General features: G+C 41.4%; 16 protein-coding genes. 10 read left to right on the top strand and 6 right to left on the bottom strand.

Annotated elements, in window-relative coordinates:
- Nucleotides 1-226: 226 nt before the first annotated feature.
- Nucleotides 227-709 carry a DUF1433 domain-containing protein gene (locus ACTJKA_RS18610; RefSeq protein WP_171465941.1) on the bottom strand — a complete coding sequence of 161 codons (483 nt, stop codon included), beginning with the start codon at nt 707-709 and terminating at the stop codon, nt 227-229.
- Between the two features lie 82 nt (nt 710-791).
- A complete protein-coding gene (locus tag ACTJKA_RS18605) occupies nt 792-1,289 on the bottom strand; it encodes a DUF1433 domain-containing protein (RefSeq protein WP_171465942.1) in 498 nt (165 codons plus the stop codon).
- Between the two features lie 131 nt (nt 1,290-1,420).
- Here ACTJKA_RS18605 and ACTJKA_RS18600 point away from each other — a divergent pair, with 131 nt between their 5' ends.
- The 3 genes from ACTJKA_RS18600 to ACTJKA_RS18590 all read left to right on the top strand — a co-directional run bounded on the left by ACTJKA_RS18600 (nt 1,421) and on the right by ACTJKA_RS18590 (nt 5,087).
- A complete protein-coding gene (locus ACTJKA_RS18600) occupies nt 1,421-2,905 on the top strand; it encodes a lipase family protein (RefSeq protein ID WP_440607894.1) in 1,485 nt (494 codons plus the stop codon).
- Between the two features lie 12 nt (nt 2,906-2,917).
- Complete coding sequence (locus ACTJKA_RS18595) at nt 2,918-3,328, top strand: hypothetical protein (protein WP_024720438.1); 411 nt, start codon at nt 2,918-2,920, stop codon at nt 3,326-3,328.
- An 82-nt stretch (nt 3,329-3,410) separates the two neighbouring features.
- Nucleotides 3,411-5,087 (top strand): hypothetical protein, encoded by a 1,677-nt coding sequence (locus tag ACTJKA_RS18590; protein ID WP_440607893.1) that lies wholly within the window; start codon nt 3,411-3,413, stop codon nt 5,085-5,087.
- A 16-nt stretch (nt 5,088-5,103) separates the two neighbouring features.
- Here the strand turns inward: ACTJKA_RS18590 and ACTJKA_RS18585 are convergent, their stop codons facing one another.
- Nucleotides 5,104-6,003 carry a LysR family transcriptional regulator gene (locus ACTJKA_RS18585; protein WP_025208260.1) on the bottom strand — a complete coding sequence of 300 codons (900 nt, stop codon included), beginning with the start codon at nt 6,001-6,003 and terminating at the stop codon, nt 5,104-5,106.
- 171 nt (nt 6,004-6,174) lie between these two features.
- Between ACTJKA_RS18585 and ACTJKA_RS18580 the strand changes: the two genes are divergently transcribed.
- The 7 genes from ACTJKA_RS18580 (at nt 6,175) to ACTJKA_RS18550 (ending at nt 15,769) form a co-directional block, all read left to right on the top strand.
- Complete coding sequence (locus tag ACTJKA_RS18580) at nt 6,175-7,170, top strand: LacI family DNA-binding transcriptional regulator (protein ID WP_203143870.1); 996 nt, start codon at nt 6,175-6,177, stop codon at nt 7,168-7,170.
- 172 nt (nt 7,171-7,342) lie between these two features.
- A complete protein-coding gene (locus ACTJKA_RS18575) occupies nt 7,343-8,608 on the top strand; it encodes an extracellular solute-binding protein (RefSeq protein WP_008347347.1) in 1,266 nt (421 codons plus the stop codon).
- 145 nt (nt 8,609-8,753) lie between these two features.
- Nucleotides 8,754-9,992 (top strand): carbohydrate ABC transporter permease, encoded by a 1,239-nt coding sequence (locus ACTJKA_RS18570; RefSeq protein ID WP_171465961.1) that lies wholly within the window; start codon nt 8,754-8,756, stop codon nt 9,990-9,992.
- 1 nt (nt 9,993) lies between these two features.
- A complete protein-coding gene (locus ACTJKA_RS18565; protein WP_007497274.1) occupies nt 9,994-10,836 on the top strand; it encodes a sugar ABC transporter permease in 843 nt (280 codons plus the stop codon).
- An 11-nt stretch (nt 10,837-10,847) separates the two neighbouring features.
- Nucleotides 10,848-12,056 carry a glycoside hydrolase family 53 protein gene (locus ACTJKA_RS18560; RefSeq protein WP_099496969.1) on the top strand — a complete coding sequence of 403 codons (1,209 nt, stop codon included), beginning with the start codon at nt 10,848-10,850 and terminating at the stop codon, nt 12,054-12,056.
- A gap of 23 nt (nt 12,057-12,079) precedes the next feature.
- Entirely contained in the window at nt 12,080-14,146 is a 2,067-nt protein-coding gene (locus ACTJKA_RS18555; protein WP_268357691.1) for a beta-galactosidase, read from the top strand.
- A gap of 294 nt (nt 14,147-14,440) precedes the next feature.
- Nucleotides 14,441-15,769, top strand: coding sequence for a CitMHS family transporter (locus tag ACTJKA_RS18550; protein WP_024720446.1), 1,329 nt, complete (start codon nt 14,441-14,443; stop codon nt 15,767-15,769).
- Nucleotides 15,770-15,812: 43 nt separating this feature from the next.
- On the opposite strand, the gene ACTJKA_RS18545 is transcribed toward ACTJKA_RS18550, so the two are convergent.
- The 3 genes from ACTJKA_RS18545 to ACTJKA_RS18535 are packed head-to-tail and all read right to left on the bottom strand — an operon-like array spanning nt 15,813 to nt 18,144.
- Nucleotides 15,813-16,241 (bottom strand): DUF4064 domain-containing protein, encoded by a 429-nt coding sequence (locus ACTJKA_RS18545; RefSeq protein WP_007497283.1) that lies wholly within the window; start codon nt 16,239-16,241, stop codon nt 15,813-15,815.
- A 26-nt stretch (nt 16,242-16,267) separates the two neighbouring features.
- On the bottom strand, nt 16,268-17,218 hold the full coding sequence (locus ACTJKA_RS18540) for an ABC transporter permease (RefSeq protein WP_035703987.1): 951 nt from the start codon (nt 17,216-17,218) through the stop codon (nt 16,268-16,270).
- Nucleotides 17,215-18,144 carry an ABC transporter ATP-binding protein gene (locus ACTJKA_RS18535; RefSeq protein ID WP_008347360.1) on the bottom strand — a complete coding sequence of 310 codons (930 nt, stop codon included), beginning with the start codon at nt 18,142-18,144 and terminating at the stop codon, nt 17,215-17,217. The genes ACTJKA_RS18540 and ACTJKA_RS18535 overlap by 4 nt, the downstream gene beginning before the upstream one ends.
- Nucleotides 18,145-18,283: the final 139 nt, after the last annotated feature.

Here is an 18,283-nt window from a genome sequence, read left to right as displayed (position 1 = left end):
TCTGCGAGCTCTTCTGCTTTTTCTTGATCGCTCTTTTCTTTTACCACATCATTTGATTTACTTTGCTTATTGTGCTGAGTGATTAACGAAGTCACTGAAACAATGATGATAACGACCAAAACAGATACAAGTTTTATTGTGTTTTTCATACAACGCAACACTCCTTACAATCAAAACTTCTTAATTAATGATACTAAAAAAATAAAACAGGTAGGTAGACACCTGTTCACTCTTTTTCTCCAATGTCCTTTAGATATTGCTCTCGTTCTTTTTCAGAGAGTCGTTTAAGATAGTTTTCCTTTAATTCTGGTTCATCTTTAAATTTGTCCCAATCTTTAAAACGATATGACAACTCAGGATCATAACTCATTGAACCTATTTTTTTAGCTCTATATTGTAAAGAAGCTGAAAATCCGAACTTCTCCGGTTCATTATTTATATAGCCATCGATTATAATATCCCCCATAGGATTGATGGTCAATTCTTTTTCAAACGTTATGGTTTTGATAAAGTGATGAATATCTCTTTTGTGTAAGTGCTCTTCAACCTTAGGTTTCATCTTCTTTGCAAAATCTTCTGCTTTTTCCTGATCGCTTTTCTCTTCCACTACTTCATCTGACAGACTCTTATTAATGTACTCTACAATAAAAACAGTTACTGAGATGATGACGGCCACAATTATAATAGAAAATTTCATTGTATTTCTCATAAAAAGCAAAACTCCTTAATGGATTTTTAATCCATCGACTAATGAAATTGACAAAATAAAAACAGGTAGGCATGTACCTGTTTTACTCTTTTTCTCCAATGTCCTTTAGATACTGTTCACGTTCCTTTTTAGAGAGACTATTCAAAAAATCTTCTTTCACTTGCGGATCAAAATCATCCCAGTTCTCGAAACGGTCTGATAAATCAGATGAAATGCTCATAGAACCCACCTCTTTAGATCTATATTCTAATGATGCAGAGAACTCAAATCTTTCTGGTTCACCATTCACGTATCCTCTAATTCTTATATATCCCATTGGATTAATGGTTACTCCCTTTTTAAAAGATATGGTTTCGATAAAATTATGAATATCCATTTTACGTAAACGCTTTTCTATATTCGGCTTCATTTCCTCTGCGAACTCTTCTGCCTTCTGTTGTTCATTTTTCTCTTTTTCTTCCAAGATAGCCTTTCCTCCAGATTCATTTGTTTGAGATTGCTTACCATTTAAAAGAATCAGTGTAACTGAAATGATAGTAATAATTATCAAGACAATTATAATCGAAATTTTATTTCCCATATGAAATATCTTCCACCTCTTAAAAGTTATAATATTCTTCTTTAGATATTACTTAAATACTACACTTATTATAGATATTTATATCTTTCTATAATATAATATATATGATAAATATTACAGGAGTGTAAAAATTGACCACAAAAAGCTCAATTAATCAACTTAGCGATAAAGATTATAATGATATATCGTCAGAGTCTTATGATATTGCCAATTATGCCCACCAGAAAGATATACGCTTAAAAAGCGGTAAAACCATGTATGTCGTCGACCATATAGAAACCAAAAAAGGCCTTAATGCACTAACCCTTGTCTCGAGAGAAGATTATCGTAACTCAAACAAAGGAAAAGACCTCACAAAAATCAAAAACGCCGTCATCGCCTACCGCGGGTCAGAACCGATTGGGGCAGGCCAATATAAAGATACCATTAAAAAACATGGAAAAAAAGAGTCAGATGATCTTCTTTCTACCATTTTGACAAAGCTGCCTCCTTTTAGCCAGTCAGAGACGTCAAAGGAAGTCACGACGAAGATGACGACAGGGACAACGACCTATACAAATGAGATTGTACAAGATTGGTTGATTTCAGATACGAAGTATTTGATTAAAAATATCCCTTTTGAACACGGTGCAGAGAATCAAATGGTGCAAGCGGACCGGTATGCGAAAGAGATCCATAAGAAAATGCCGAATGCGAAGATGTATGTGACAGGGCATTCACTTGGCGGGTCAAATGCTTCTTATGTTCTTGTCAAAAATGATTTTATTAAAGGCGGGGTCACCTTTGAGAATCCGAATATTTACCCAAATCTATCGGATGGTCTGCAAGCCAAAGCATTAAAAGGTGATTACCGTAGTAGATTAACAGAATATATCAATCTCAATGACGGGCTATCTCTCTTAAATCGTCATACGACAGAAATCGGTCGTGTGAAAGTGATGTATGATGCCGCTTTACCTGAAGGCGTCGATTACACTGAGGACTCCTCAAAAGCCGTCCAATTTATGAAAAATCTCCTCAATCGGGCAATGAGTGTGAATCCTTCACTTGATGCGAATTTATTTCTTGAAGCCCTCGCCGGCAGCCATGGCTTAGACCGGTATTCCTTTTCGTCAGATGGCTCCGTTCAAACCATTGATGATATGTTGAGAAAAAACCCTTCTCTCACTGCAGCCATGTTACATCAATTGAGTCAATCAAATGTTCATCCGCAAAGTGTGGTAGCGATTTTAATCAAGTCGCATGTTCTCATGAACACAGGTCGTAAATTCTCTACATATGCCGAGCACCATATGCAGCAAATCATTCGCAAAATTGAGAAACTCGATGACAAAGTGGATCAATCAGTGGAACGCGTTCGTTCAAGATACAAACAAATTGTCGGTTTTGGTTCGTATGACCAGCTGACGGCTTCAGATGTGGATGCTGTGATTCGCCACTTAAAAACAGAGGGTCTTGAAAATGAGTTCTATTCGGTCAAAAAGTATGATGCCGCGATTGATCATGCGATGGATATGAAACGGTGGATGGACTCAATATCAGATGATATGAGCCAGCTAGGAAAACAATACCACGATGCAGATACAACCCTTGCCAAGAATATGGGAATTTCTTAAGGAGTACGACAAATGGAATTTTCAAAGAAACAACCAACAGACGCAGATCGTTTTTTGCAGAGAGTCACAGATACGCATACATCTAGCTCCATCTTCTCTCAAGCAAACTTTAACACGGAAGACATGACACCAGCAGAGCTGGCTGCTTTGAAGGCAAAGATCAAAGAAGAACAGAAAACAGCGCTGATCAGAGCCATCCGGCATCAACTTCAAAATGAATTTGCAGAGGATCGTCAAGAAGCCAAAAAAATAGTAGATCTGATTGATGACCTTCTGATTAACGTGTACAAACATCAAAGGAACATCCAAACCCATATGTCAGGTGAAGCCATTGACGCGTTAATAGAGAAAATCGAAAAAAGACTCACATTTTTTGAGCTGAAAGAAGATGTTCAATCAGCCATTGACTCGATCGGCATTTAAATGAACCTGTCATCCGGTGAATCTTTTCCCCGTCTCACTCGTATATACTAAAAGAGTGATTGATTTGAAAGGAGATCTGTTTGTGGGATATATGTTGTTATTTTCGGTTGTGATCGGTCTTGTCCTGACCCTTTTGCTCACACCACTCAGGTTAATCGTTAGAAAGAAAGGAACTGAACAACAGGTGCCGCTTATATGGATTGCGGGACTGGCACTGCTGTTTATCATCGGGATTTTCGGCTTCTACTACATCACCAATTTAGACCGCAACCCATCATCACTGTGGCTCATTGGACTTGTTGTGACAGCAGCAGGTGCCTTTTTATCAGTGGGATTGGAGCGGAAGATCAAGGGCGTATTATTTCTCATATTATTGCTGCTCGGTGTTTATATGGCAACCGCTTTTCTATTCAATGCAAATGAGAAATTCGACGTGTCTAAGATGGATCAAAAAGTCGAAATCAAAGCGTTTGATGAGACAGAAACACCTGCGAGTGTACCACCGCAATTTGCTCGCAATAAGATGAAGAAATCGTTCGGACAGGTGCCAAACACGAGCTACTACGAGCTTGGCAGCTTGCAAATTCAGAAGGTCAATGGTGAGTATGTGTATATCGCACCCGTCGAGTTCTCCGATTTCTTTAAATGGATTCGTTCTGGTAGCACACCAGGTTACTTTACATTAAGTGCGACCGACTCATCTGCCAATCCAAAGTTTGTGAAAACCGAGATGGTCTATACGCCTTCTTCCTATTTCAATAAGGAAATTGAGCGGCATATCCGTCTTCAGTACCCAGACTTGATTTTCTATGGAGACACGCAGCTAGAGATCAATGATGATGGCAAGCCTTATTACATCCAAACATTTGGAGATTTCATCTCTGCACGAAACGGGTTTAAAGCTTCAGGTGTGGTTGTTGTGGATGCCAAAACGGGTGAAACGAAGAAATATTCCTTAGACAAAGTACCAGCCTTTATTGATGGCGCTGTTTCGCCAGAGGCCGTCAGTCTGCAGAATAGTTACTTCGGCAACTATGTACATGGTTTCTGGAACAGTCTTTTTGGAAAATCAGATGTGAAGCTGCCTTCAGACGAGGGAACGGAAGCCAATGTAAGTCCGGTGTTTGATTCAAAAGGGGATATGTATTACTTCACAGATTTCACCAGTCCAAAAGAGGGCGTTGATTCCATGCTCGGGTATGCACTGACAAATGCCCGAACAGGAAAAGCTACGTATTATACGGGTAATCTTGAAGAATCCTACATGGATTCACAGGGAGCTTTGCAAATTATTGAGAAACGATTTATCGAGAAGAAATGGAAGGGCCGCATGCCGATTCTTTATAATTTCTACGGGGAAGCCAGCTGGCTTACACCTGTTCTCGATTCAAACGGATTCCTGCAAAACTACTTTATTGTTTCGGCAGCCAATCCTGAAATCGCCGCATATGCTTCTACACCAAACGAAGCACTAAGAGCCTATAAAACAGCTCTTCAAAAAGGCGGCGGTACCGTCAATAGTTCATCAAAGCAAGAAAAGAAAGAGTCGACAGGCAAAGTGAAGAGGGTGTATAAGGAAAAGACCGGTGATTATACAACCGTCACCTTCTTACTAGACGATGGGAAAAACTACACCATGTCATCTGAAAAAGAGCCTCTTATTATTTATTTAAAAGAAGGCGATCAAGTCAACATGAAGTACACAGATACAGGTGAGATTTTCCTCCCAGTCGATGAAATCAACATCAAAGGGTTATAAAAAAAGACGTTTCTCCCTACTGCGGAGAAGCGTCTTTTTTCTCTTTTCTCAACAACTCAACAAGCAATTCCTTATTTTTATTCCCACCTGTCATCGGGGATTCGACATAGGAAAATGTCCGTTTAAAGTCCATTCCCCTCACAGAAATGACAGCCAATTCCCCGCCAATGCTGCCCCGCTGGAGGACATATTTAGATAAAACAGACAGCCCCATTCCATGAATGACAGCTTCTTTTATCGCTTGATTGCTGCTAAATGTCACAAAGGTCCGCGCTTTCAGTCCATTTGATTTCAGGACGTGCTGTAAGTATTCTCCTGTCCCAGATCCTTCTTCTCTTGTGATCCATGTTTCATTTTGCAATTGATCAATGGTGACATCCTTTTTCTTTGCAAACGGATGGTCTAATGGGGCAACGATATACAGTTCATCCTCTAGGAACGTTTCCACAGAGAGTTCTTTGTCATTGGTTTGTCCTTCAATCAGTCCGATGTCGACATGGAACAACCGAACATGTCTAGCGATCGCCTCTGTATTATCAATGACTACCTCAATATCAACATGCGGATAGAGCTGATGAAATTGTGCCAAAATTTGCGGCAGCACATACTCCCCAATGGTAAAACTCGCTCCAATCGTGAGCTTTCCTCGTGCCAGATGATGATGCTCATAAATATCCTGCTTCGCCTGTTCATATAAACGAATGATTTGTTTTGATCGATGGTACAGCATATCCCCAGTTGGCGTCACCGTTAATTGCTTTGGCGAACGATTGAGCAGAACCGTCTGAAATTCCTGCTCCAAGTTCTTAATGTGAAGACTGACACTCGGTTGAGAAATCCGTAGCTTCTGAGCTGCTTTTGTAAAGTTTTTCTCTTCTACCACTGTCACAAATGTCTTCAGTGCATCATAATACATCTGTCCCTCTCCTATCAGAAATCTTAATCCTACATCTTCAATACATATATCTTACTAATTCCTTTCCAACTCGTAAAGAATAGCCTAAACCAATCAATTTAATAAAAATATTTACTAATTTTTTTAAAGACTCTATACTGAAAGGAGATATTTTCTATAGGAGGTGCTGACTTGGCAGCTAAAATAAAGGACATTGCGGAAAAAGCCGGATTATCCATCGCCACCGTGTCTCGCGTACTGAACCAAGATCCCAACCTATCGGTTACGGATCAAACACGTGAGAGAGTATACGCGGCAGCAGAAGCTTTGTCCTATCAAAAAAAGACATTCAAACATTCACTAAAAAAAATTGCCTTTCTCTATTGGATGACCGAAAAAGAAGAGCTTGAAGATATTTATTTTAAATCCATTCGTCTAGGCATTGAGGAACTCACCAATACCAGAAGCTTAAATGTTACCGCTTACAACCCATCTGATGGTCTTCAATCGATTGATCCTTCTACAGAAGGCATCATCGCCATCGGTCGATTTAAAAAAACTGAGCTTGATCAATTATATGCGATCACAAAACATATCGTCTTTATTGATACATCACCAGATGAAGACCGCTTTGATTCTGTGAAACCAAACTTGAAACGAATTGTAGAAAAGATTATCGATTCTTTTATCGAAAAACAGCACACATCCATCGGATTTATTGGCGGGACAGATCTTGATCTCAATACAAATAGGCGGATTCCAGATATTCGTGAAACGACCTTCCGCCAGTACATGACAGCACACAACAAACTGGATGAACAATTGGTCTATATCGGTCACCACTTCTCTGTAGATGAAGGCTATTCATTGATGATGAAGGCGATCGACGAGCTCGGCAATCACCTGCCAACCGCTTTTTGTGTCGCAAGTGATCCTCTTGCGATAGGCTGTTTACAAGCATTAAATGAACGCGGTTTTTCTTTACCAAATCGAGTGAGTGTCTTTAGTATCAACGATATTCACGTCTCTCAATATGTGTCACCACCGCTCACAACTTATCACATCCATACCTCTTTACTTTGCGAAACAGCTGTCGATTTACTTTTAGAAAGACTTGTTGATGGCAGAACATTACCAAAAACCGTGCTGATTGCCTCAGAACCTGTCTTTCGGAAAAGCACGATATAAACAGCTGGAAGGCCTGCCGTATAAGGTGGGCTTCTTTTCTCTTTATTTCAGTAAAAAATTTTACTTAATAAATTTAATAAAATGTGTTTACTTTTTTTACTCAAGTTGATATTCTCACATTAAGAAAGCGTTTTCTTATCATCTGTGAAAAAAGAACGAGAGGGGATTACGAATGAAAAAGGGAAAATGGGCGACATTATCGGCAGTCGTTGGTACTGCTGTGCTTCTGCTGTCAGCATGCGGACCAGGAGATGACAATTCAAGCGGTACACAGCCGGCATCTACAGGTACAAAGACCTTGCTAGTGTGGGAGGATGTCAAAAAGTCTGATGGGATTCAAGACGCTGTCAAAGAATTTGAAAAACAAAACGACGTGAAAGTCAAAGTAGTCGAAAAAGCATATGCCGACCAAATTGAAGCGCTTCGTCTTGATGGCGCAGCCGGCACTGGTCCAGATGTCATCACCATGCCTCACGACCAAATTGGATCAGCTGTCACAGAGGGATTGTTACAAGAAATCAAACCAGATCAAAAAGTAATCAATTCCTTCACAGACGAATCGATTCAATCACAAACGGTAGATGGTAAGCTGTATGGCCTGCCAAAATCCGTTGAAACCACTGTGCTTTTCTATAACAAAGACCTTGTGAAAAAGGCACCAACGACACTCGATGGCTGGTATGACCTTTCGAAAAAGCTGACAAAGGACGGGAAATACGGTTTTGTTGCGAAGTGGGATGAAATTTATTACGCACAAAGTGTATTAGGCGGTTCAGGCGGCTATATTTTCAAACAGAAAAACGATGGGTCTTATGACGTCAATGATATTGGTCTTAATAACGATGGTGCCATCGAAGGCGGAAAATACATTCAGACATTCTTTAGCGAAGGTCTTTTCCCGAAAGGCATCATTGGTGAGCAAGGAATCAATGTCCTCAATTCCTTATTCACTGAGAAAAAGGCAGCGGCTGTGATTTCTGGTCCATGGTCATTTGGTCCTTATAAAGAAGCGGGTATCGACTATGGCGTGACGGAACTGCCAACACTCCCTAACGGAAAACATATGAGCTCGTTCTTAGGTGTAAAGAGCTACAACGTCTCCTCTTATTCTAAAAATAAAGAACTTGCCGAGAAATTTGTTGAGTTTATCACGAACGAAAAAAATTCGAAAAAGCGCTTTGAAGTCACAGAGGAAATTCCACCAGTGAAAAAGCTGATGAAAGACCCAGTCATTACTGAAAACGCAAATGCGGATGCTGTTTCAAAGCAAACGAAATATGCCACGCTGACACCGAACAATCCAGAAATGGCAGAGGTGTGGAAGCCGATTGACAGTGCATTAGGACTGATTGCGACTGGCCGTACCGATGTGAAAAAAGCATTTGATGATGCGGTCAAACAAATCGACTCGCAAATTAAAGCGAATCACTCCAAATAAACATCAAGCGCAGGTAGCTGTTCATCTATCATGCTGCCTGCACTTGATCTAATTTCATATGAAGTAGGTGTTAGACGTGACGGGTAACCTTGAACTAGACCGCACACACATAGTGGAATCAAAGACACACCGGAGACGGGCGCTAATGTTCTCTCTTATACCCGGGATGGGGCAAATATACAACAAACAATATGGCAAAGGGGCACTCTTTTTCCTGTTTGGCGTTTCTTTTCTAGTAGTGTTTTATGATTTATTCAATATTGGCTTCTGGGGGCTGTTCACACTTGGTACGATGCTGCCTCGTGACAACTCTGTTTTCCTTTTAGCAAAAGGAATTATTGCACTTTTAACAGCTGGATTTGGCATCGGTTTTTATGTAATCATGATACGAGATGCATTTATGAACGGAAAGAAACGTGATCAAGGGATTCCGCTTCATTCCATCCGTGCTCAATACCATCAGCTCATCGACCAAGGCTTTCCTTACTTAATGAGCACTCCTGCTTTCTTTTTACTTCTATTCTCTGTTGTCTTTCCTATTATGTTCAGCTTTGCGCTGGCCTTTACAAACTATGATTTATACCACTCGCCTCCTGCCAATCTCATTGATTGGGTAGGCATCAAAAACTTTCAAAATATCTTTTCAATCGATATTTGGAGAGACACATTCATTGATGTACTAGGCTGGACGGTCGTATGGACGTTGGCTGCATCGACCCTTCAATGTGCTGTCGGCATTTTCCTAGCGGTTCTGCTCAATCAAAAAGATTTAAAAGGAAAACGGTTTTTCAGAACGATTTTGATTCTGCCGTGGGCTGTTCCAGGATTTGTGACCATTTTGGTGTTTGCTGGATTGTTTAACGACACGTTTGGTGCGATTAACAATACCCTTTTTGCATCGATTGGAATTGATCCAAAACCATGGCTGACAGATCCATTTTGGAGCAAAATCGCTCTTATTGCGATGCAGACTTGGCTTGGTTTTCCTTTTGTGTTCATTATGACAACTGGCGTTTTGCAGGCCATTCCTGAAGATTTATACGAGGCTGCAACCATTGATGGGGCAAATTTCTTTCAGAAATTCCGTTCCATTACATTACCGCTTGTCCTCTATTCAATTGCACCTATATTAATCACGCAGTATACGTTTAACTTTAACAACTTTAATATCATCTACTTATTTAATGGCGGAGGACCGCCTGTGGCTGGCTCAACTGCTGGGGGCACAGACATCTTGGTGTCTTGGATTTACAAACTGACGATGCAATCTTCTCAATATGCACTCGCTGCCGCTGTTACGATCTTACTGTCAATCTTCGTCATTGCCATTGCACTTTGGCAGTTTAAGAGAACGAATTCATTTAAAGAGGAGGACATGATGTGATATGGGATCAAAACAAAATAAGCTCATTCGTCTGAGTATCACTTATTTCATCCTTTTCATCGCCTCCGTATGTATTCTATATCCACTCCTTTGGACGATCGGCGCTTCCTTTAATCCTGGGAATAGCCTGATGAGCACAAGCATGTTTCCGAAGAATCCAACGTTCAGCCACTTTACAGAACTCTTCTTCGGTCAGGGAGCACTTTATGCAAAATGGTATTGGAACTCAATGAAAATCAGTATTGCGACTATGCTCTTAACGTTGATCCTTGTTAGCTTTACAGGTTATGCCTTTTCTAGGTTCCGATTCAAAGGACGCAAGAATGGACTGATGCTCTTTTTGCTGCTGCAAATGATTCCTCAATTTTCAGCGCTAATCGCCATTTTTGTATTGGCTCAAATGCTTGGACTCATTAACAGCCACCTCGCATTGATTTTGATTTATGCAGGCGGACAAATCCCGATGAATACGTATTTAATGAAAGGTTATCTTGATGCGATTCCAAAGGATCTCGATGAATCAGCCAGAATGGATGGCGCAGGGCATTTCCGGATTTTCATCCAAATTATTATGCCGCTTGCCAAGCCGATTTTAGCCGTTGTTGCCATCAACTCATTTACAGGACCGCTGGGTGATTTCATCATCTCCAGTGTCATTGTCCGCTCACCCGAAATGTATACGCTCCCAATCGGTCTATACAATCTTGTATCAGACAAAATGGGTGCCAGCTACACGACCTTTGCAGCCGGGGCTTTACTCATTGCGATTCCAGTTGCTTTATTGTTTCTTGTTTTACAAAAACAATTTGTATCCGGCCTCACACAAGGCGGGACAAAAGGATAAGGAGAGATTTGATGAAGAAATGGTTGCTTGTCACTGTTGTCGTTTTCTTTCTGATGGGGTTAGGTATTCTGCCTGAAGCAAAGGCTGATACGATTTCGGTGAAACCGATCAATGGATTGCAAGGTGATTTCATCAAAGGAGCCGATATCTCCATGCTCGCAGAAGTGGAGCGAAGCGGCGGCAAATACTACAACCAAAACTGGCAGCAGGTTGATCCGCTCAAGCTATTAAAAGAGAAAGGTGTCAACTATGTGCGCATCAGACTCTGGAACCATCCATACGACAACCAAGGCCGTGCCTATAACGGGGGGACAAACGATTTAAATACCGCCATTGCTCTCTCGAAACGTGCAAAAGCACAAAACATGAAAGTGCTGCTTGATTTTCACTACAGTGATTTCTGGACCGATCCCGGTAAACAGTTCAAACCGAAAGCTTGGACCAATCTCTCCCAAAGCGATTTAGAAAAAGCTGTTGGCACTTACACAAGCGATGTACTTAAAGCGATGAAAGCACAAAATGCCCTACCAAATATGGTACAGGTCGGGAATGAATTAAATTCAGGTATGCTTTGGCCGAACGGAAAGAGCTGGGGTGAAGACGGCGGTGAATTTGACCGACTCGCTGCTTTGCTAAAAGCGGGGACAAATGCTGTCCGCTCTGTCGATTCAAACATCAAAGTCATGCTTCATCTTGCACATGGAGGGGACAATGGTGCATCTCGCTGGTGGTTTGATGAAATCACCAAACGAGGCGTTTCGTTCGATACGATCGGTTTATCTTACTACCCGTATTGGGACGGGGGATTTAGCGGTCTTACTAACAACATGAATGATATTAGCGCCCGCTATAACAAAGATGTCATCGTGGTAGAAACTGCCTACGGCTTTACAACAGCAAATGGTGATAACCTCGATAACTCATTTAACCAAGATTCAGTCAATACGGCCGGTTATCCAGCATCACCACAAGGGCAGGCATCTTTTATACGAGATCTATCAGAAAAAATTTCACAAGTAAAAAACAATCGCGGGAAAGGGTTCTTTTATTGGGAGCCGCTTTGGATTCCAGCAAAAGGTGCGCCGTGGTCTAGTCAATACGGGCTCGCTTATATTCAAACAACCGGCACAGTCGGGAATGCTTGGGAAAATCAGGCCATGTTTGATTTCAACGGAAAAGCCCTGCCTTCTCTTGATGTATTTAAACAAATGACACCGTAATTAAACAGATAGGACGTGACAAAATGGGAAAGCGTTACCCACTCGTCCACCCAAATGTGAAAGGCTTTTTGCATGGTGGCGACTATAATCCTGATCAATGGCTTCATATGCCGGAGATCATTGACGAAGATTTTCGATTAATGAAGCTTGCACACTGTCAAACATTCTCTATCAACATTTTCGCTTGGAGCAAGCTCGAGCCAAAAGAAGGGGAATATGATTTTGCCTGGCTGGATGATATCATGGATCGCTTGGCAGCGCAGGGAGCTCACGCCATTCTCGCCACGCCAAGCGGAGCAAGACCTGCTTGGCTCTCGCAAACATATCCAGAAGTCTTACGCGTTGAAGCAAACCGCCAGCGCAACTTACACGGACTTCGCCATAATCATTGCTTCACCTCACCGGTTTATCGAGAAAAAACGAATACACTCAATCGTTTGCTTGCTGAACGCTACAAGGACCATCCAGCGCTGATTATGTGGCACATTTCAAATGAATACGGCGGCGAATGTCATTGTGATCTTTGCCAAGAGGCATTTAGAGACTATTTGAAAGACAAATACAATCATGACCTTGAAGCTTTGAACCAAGCATGGTGGACAGGATTTTGGAGCCACACGTATAGTGATTGGTCACAAATCGAGTCACCTGCACCTCACGGGGAGCACATGATTCACGGCATGAACCTAGATTGGAAGCGTTTTGTCACAGCGCAAACGATCAATTTTTATCAAAATGAAATCGAACCACTACGAGAATTAACACCTCATGTGCCAGTAACCACCAATTTTATGGGCGACTATCCGCATATGCGTCCATTCCTTGGACTGGATTATCATCAATTTGCAAAAGAAGTCGACGTGATCTCATGGGATAGCTATCCAGCATGGCATAGCGGCAGAGAATCCACTGCAGAATTAGCGTCAAACGTCGCCTTCGTTCACGATTTGTATCGTTCATTAAAGGGTGGTCAGCCGTTTCTTGTGATGGAAAGCACACCAAGCCTCGTGAACTGGCATGAAGTGAATAAGGTGAAGCATAAAGGAATGGCACAGCTCTCTGCCATGCAGGCGATTGCCCACGGGTCCGACTCCGTCCTTTATTTCCAGTGGAGACAAGGTCGGGGCGCCTCTGAAAAATTCCACGGCGCTGTTGTGGATCATTCAGGACATGAACACACGCGTGTGTTTCAAGAAGTCGCTGATTTAGGAAAACAGCTGGAGCAGCTTCAGCCGATTGCGGGTACATCCGTTCAACCAGAGGTCGCCATCATATATGATTGGGAAAACCATTGGGCAATTGATGATGCGCAAGGCTTAAATAATACCAACAAACGCTATGTAGAGGCTTGCCAAACTCACTATCGTAGTTTCTGGAAAAAGGGCATCCCTGTTGATATTGTCGGGATGGAAAAGGACTTCTCATCCTATCGAGTGCTTGTGGGACCAATGCTCTACATGATCAAACCAGGTGTGGCAGAAAAGATTGAAGCCTTTGTCAAAGAGGGCGGCATTTTTGTAGCAACGTACTGGAGCGGCATTGTTGATGAAAACGACCTCTGTTTCCTCGGTGGTTTCCCTGGCCCTCTCCGCCATGTACTTGGTGTTTGGGCAGAGGAAATCAACACATTGATGCCAGATGAACACGTTTTAATGACCACAGGAAATGGACGCACCTACCATGTCGGACAATATTGCGAATCCATTCACCCAGAATCAGCCTCTGTGTTAGGGCATTTTGAGAATGGCTGCTATGAAGGACAGCCCGCCCTTACTGTCCGTCCATTTGGCAAAGGGAAAGCATACTATATGGCTTCTGAAAATGAGCAAGCGTTTTATGATGATTTTTACGAAGATCTCATCACAGGAATAGGGATAAAGCCGATCCTCTCCTCTTCAATTCCAGAGGGAGTCAGTGTCCAGAAACGAACAGATGGATCGCAGGACTTTGTGTTTATGATGAATTTTACAGAACAGCAACAGAACATTTCACTAGATTCATCGGAAAGCTATGAAAATATGCTGACTGGACAGCATACATCTCAACGGTTACAACTGAATCCTTACGAATACGTTATTTTGAAAAAATAGTGTGAAAGAAGCGTCCATCCAACGGGCGCTTTTTACTTTTTGTTGAATCTAAATACCTATAAAATTTCTCCTGGCAGTAGATTATCAATAGAAGTATTATTTTTTATCTAAATTTTTTGACATATTGAACACCGCACCATGATTGGCCCCGCCATCCTTTTTTACCATTGTATAGGTATGAAAGCGGTTGCCTAATACTCATATTTTTGATACTCTTTTTTTCAATGCAAATGTGGGATTGCATTGGTAAAAAAACAAACAAATGTAAACGGTTTATTGTAGGGGGAGGGGCTTATGTTAACGTTTGTTGGATTGTTGATTATTTTAACGATTGTTGTTTTGCTGATTTGGGGGAAAGCAAGTCCAATTGTCGCCATGGTCATGGTGCCTTTAATAGGGGCGCTCATCGCAGGATTTGGTATCAATGACATTCAAACTTTCTTTGAACAAGGGATTATCAAAGTTTTGCCAGTGGCGACCATGTTTATCTTCGCCATTTTATTTTTTGGCATTTTACAAGATACAGGGTTCTTTGAACCTGTAATTAAAGCGTTAATCAAGCTGACAAAAGGGAATGTTGTCACAGTTGCGATGGGAACTGCCTTGATTGGAGTCATCGCACACTTAGACGGAGCAGGCGCTACAACCTTTTTATTAACTGTACCTGCACTGCTTCCGCTTTATAAAAAATTACATATGAGTCCTTATTTATTGCTATTGTTAATCGGGACGAGTGCTGGATTAACCAATATGATTCCATGGGCTGGCCCCACAGGACGGGCAGCTAGTGTCCTAAATATGGACCCATCTGAACTGTGGGTACCGCTTATTCCCATTCAGCTGATCGGGGTCGTGCTCGTATTAGGAATGGCATTCATTTTAGGAAAAAGAGAAGAAAAACGAATTCGGGTGAAAATCGCGGCAAATGAAATAGCTGCTGTCCAATTAGAAGGCGCCGATTGGGATCGTGCTATTCAATCGATCAGCGAAACAGGCGATGCGTCTTTAAAGCGTTATCACTTAATGTGGGTCAACCTCATTCTATTTTTAGCTGTTGTTGTCCTTCTCGTGCTGAACGTGATTCCTGCTAGTTATATGTTTATGATTGGTCTTTCACTAGCACTTCTGATTAACTTTCCAAATGTGAATGTACAAATGGAGCGAATTAAGGCGCATGCTCCAAGTGCACTAATGATGGCAGCTGTAATTTTCTCCGCAGGTTCTTTTTTAGGAATTCTTGAAGGAACAGGCATGCTGAAGGCAATTGCAGTGGACAGTATTCACATTTTGCCAGCTTTCTTACTGCCATTTTTACATATCATTGTGGGGATATTTGGGGTTCCTCTTGATATGCTGACAAGTACGGATGCCTATTATTATGCACTCTTGCCGATTGTCGAATCGATTACATCAGAGGTTGGTGTGTCAGGGACATCTGCAGCATACGCCATGATGATTGGAAATATCATCGGCACCTTTGTCAGCCCCCTTGCACCTGCTGTATGGCTTGCCATCGGTCTTGCAGGGGTCGATATGGGGAAACATATCCGCTACTCTTTCTTTTGGATGTGGGGGTTCAGTATCGTTTTACTCATCATCGCCAAACTGATTGGCATCATATAAAAAGAAAGACATGCGCAAACCAGCGCATGTCTTTTTCTTTGAATTATGAAGGATATTCACTCGTGTGAATGTCTGTTTTCGGTTTTCTAATGAGTGACATCAATCCAACGATTAGCAACAAGATCATCGGAACGAAAGCAAGACCAACAGTTCCAATTAAAAGAGTCACAGCGGAAACCAAGAAAAGAATACCAGAAAGCACGGCACGGCGGTCTGTTTTCAAAACAATCACACCAACAAGGGCTAAGACAGCCGCAATTGCGGAAACAACCATAAACTGAACGCCAAAGGCATGAACCGATGCCTCAAGTGTTTCAACTGGCAAGGCGCTGCCTTCCTCTTGTAAAATTTCATTCATTTCTTCATAAAATGCTGGGTCCACAGAGAGCATCAATGCCCCAAAACCAACACCAATTACGTTGAGGACAATACTGATAATCCCCATAATTTTTTCACCTTTACGCTTAATCATTGATAGAAACCTCCTAAAAAGTTAAATTAACCTGTTTTTACTTCTCGCTTTTGGAAGACGATTAAAGCAACCGCCAAGAAGATGGCCCAATAAATGACTAGGACCGTTAGTGAGAAACCTAGGGACATGCCTTCGATAACAGTAACCTGTTCCATAAAGTATTGGGATGGATCATTTGCGAATAACAAATATTTTGTCCAATCAAAGAAGAGCATTAAAATACCTGTAATCGTTCCACCTACAATATAAGCTAACACACTAATGGCAATGGAGATAGCTTCACTTCTGAAAATTGTTGATATAGCGAACGAAAGTGTCCCTAACACAACAAACATTGCGCAATTAGCTAAATAATAAAAAACCATATTGGCAAACTGCGAGCGTTCAATCACTTCACCATTTTGATAGATCACACTCACATAATCAGTATTGAGTCCGAAGAAAATGGCACCCAATATAAATGACAAGATAAACAGCACCACCACCAGTAGAAGAGCATACAGTTGCACCGTAATATATTTAGATATTAAGATTTTTAGTCTTGATGGTGGGCGAATCAATAATAATTTAATTGTACCATGCTTGTATTCAGCCGAGACAATGGTGGAAGCGATAATGATCACAAACACACCTACAAGCTGAAGTAAACTGGCGTTTGTTTTCACATAGTCCCATACACTGTCGCTAAACTGATCAGCTGGCGGTAAGTTATGCTTAATTCGATAATCATTAATAGCGATCTCTTTTTCAAGGTTTCTTTTAAAGTAACCATTTTCTATTTCTTTGAGTTCCTTCTTGTTCTCAGTATTCATCATCTCTAGTTGGGCTTTCCAAGCTCCAGATGATTGATCTTCGTCATTTGTTTTAAGTGCAAAAATCAACGTCGCAATCATACCTAAAACAAGAAGCCCAACCATAATCCAAGTACCCACACGATAACTGATTTTCATCCACTCGTTTTGAATGAGGCGAATCATACGTCTGCCTCCTTTTTACCTGTTAAGCTTAAGAACTTATCTTCTAAGGTTTGTTTTTCTATTTTGATTTCGTACAAATGAATAGAAGCCTCGCTCAAATGACGAATCAATTGTGGCATTTTCTCTTCTAGGATGGAGAAGAATAAGTACTGCTCCTCTTCTCTAACTGTGATGCCTTCCTCAAATGCTTCAATGAGCTTTTGAGCTTCTTCAAGCTCACTTGATGCTACTTTCATTCGATAATTGACCAAATCATCCTGCTTCGTCTCCGCACGCTGATCCTCAATCGCAATCAGCTTTCCTTTTTGGATAATGGCAAAACGATCACACATCAATTCCATTTCTGACATGAGGTGACTTGAAACAATGACAGCAAGTCCTTCTTCCTTTGCCAGCCTTCTCAAGTAATCTCGTATCATACGAATTCCCTCTGGATCTAGTCCATTGGTCGGCTCATCTAAGATTAGCAGTTTCGGTTTATGTATCAATGCCTGAGCAATCCCCAAACGCTGCTTCATTCCTAATGAAAACGTACGGACACGCTTATGTTTCACATGCTGCAAACTAACTAGTTCTAGCAGTTCATCAATTCGACCTTCATCCACTTTTCCATTCATTCTGGCAAAATGAACAAGGTTTTGTCTTGCCGTTAAATGATTATACATTTCTGGATTTTCAATAATTGCACCGACATCTTGGATGGCATGCTGATATGAGGTTTGAATACTATGGCCATTAATCAGAATGTCACCGGATGTAATGGGAGAAAGACCGACCATCATGCGAATGGTTGTCGTTTTTCCTGCGCCATTCGGCCCTAAGAAGCCAAAGACTTCGCCCGCTTGGACAGAGAAACTCAAGTCTTGAACAATCTTTTTCCCGCGAATATGCCTAGATACATTTTGCAGTTCTAAAACGTTCGTCACGTTACCTCTCCTTCTTTGTCTAAGTATCATCTATCATCTATTTCCTGATAAACACCATGATCCGTCAAAAATAGAAGAACACTTCCATATGGTACAGCAATGCCCAAAAGTTGTGAAGGGGATTAGGCAAAATTTAGAG

Source organism: Bacillus sp. 22190 (assembly GCF_052045575.1).
In the GTDB taxonomy this organism is placed as follows: domain Bacteria; phylum Bacillota; class Bacilli; order Bacillales; family Bacillaceae; genus Bacillus; species Bacillus altitudinis.
The sequence above is the reverse complement of the archived record's forward strand: the minus strand, read 5'-3'. Positions and strand labels throughout refer to the sequence as shown.

What these genes read in the sequence shown, in the direction of transcription:
- ACTJKA_RS18555 (WP_268357691.1), top strand. Translation starts at nt 12,080, where the DNA reads ATGGGAAAGCGTTACCCACTCGTCCACCCAAATGTGAAAGGCTTTTTG.
- ACTJKA_RS18610 (WP_171465941.1), bottom strand. Translation starts at nt 709, where the DNA reads ATGAGAAATACAATGAAATTTTCTATTATAATTGTGGCCGTCATCATC.
- ACTJKA_RS18565 (WP_007497274.1), top strand. Translation starts at nt 9,994, where the DNA reads ATGGGATCAAAACAAAATAAGCTCATTCGTCTGAGTATCACTTATTTC.
- ACTJKA_RS18560 (WP_099496969.1), top strand. Translation starts at nt 10,848, where the DNA reads ATGAAGAAATGGTTGCTTGTCACTGTTGTCGTTTTCTTTCTGATGGGG.
- ACTJKA_RS18575 (WP_008347347.1), top strand. Translation starts at nt 7,343, where the DNA reads ATGAAAAAGGGAAAATGGGCGACATTATCGGCAGTCGTTGGTACTGCT.
- ACTJKA_RS18605 (WP_171465942.1), bottom strand. Translation starts at nt 1,289, where the DNA reads ATGGGAAATAAAATTTCGATTATAATTGTCTTGATAATTATTACTATC.
- ACTJKA_RS18540 (WP_035703987.1), bottom strand. Translation starts at nt 17,218, where the DNA reads ATGATTCGCCTCATTCAAAACGAGTGGATGAAAATCAGTTATCGTGTG.
- ACTJKA_RS18595 (WP_024720438.1), top strand. Translation starts at nt 2,918, where the DNA reads ATGGAATTTTCAAAGAAACAACCAACAGACGCAGATCGTTTTTTGCAG.
- ACTJKA_RS18570 (WP_171465961.1), top strand. Translation starts at nt 8,754, where the DNA reads ATGTTCTCTCTTATACCCGGGATGGGGCAAATATACAACAAACAATAT.
- ACTJKA_RS18585 (WP_025208260.1), bottom strand. Translation starts at nt 6,003, where the DNA reads ATGTATTATGATGCACTGAAGACATTTGTGACAGTGGTAGAAGAGAAA.
- ACTJKA_RS18545 (WP_007497283.1), bottom strand. Translation starts at nt 16,241, where the DNA reads ATGATTAAGCGTAAAGGTGAAAAAATTATGGGGATTATCAGTATTGTC.
- ACTJKA_RS18550 (WP_024720446.1), top strand. Translation starts at nt 14,441, where the DNA reads ATGTTAACGTTTGTTGGATTGTTGATTATTTTAACGATTGTTGTTTTG.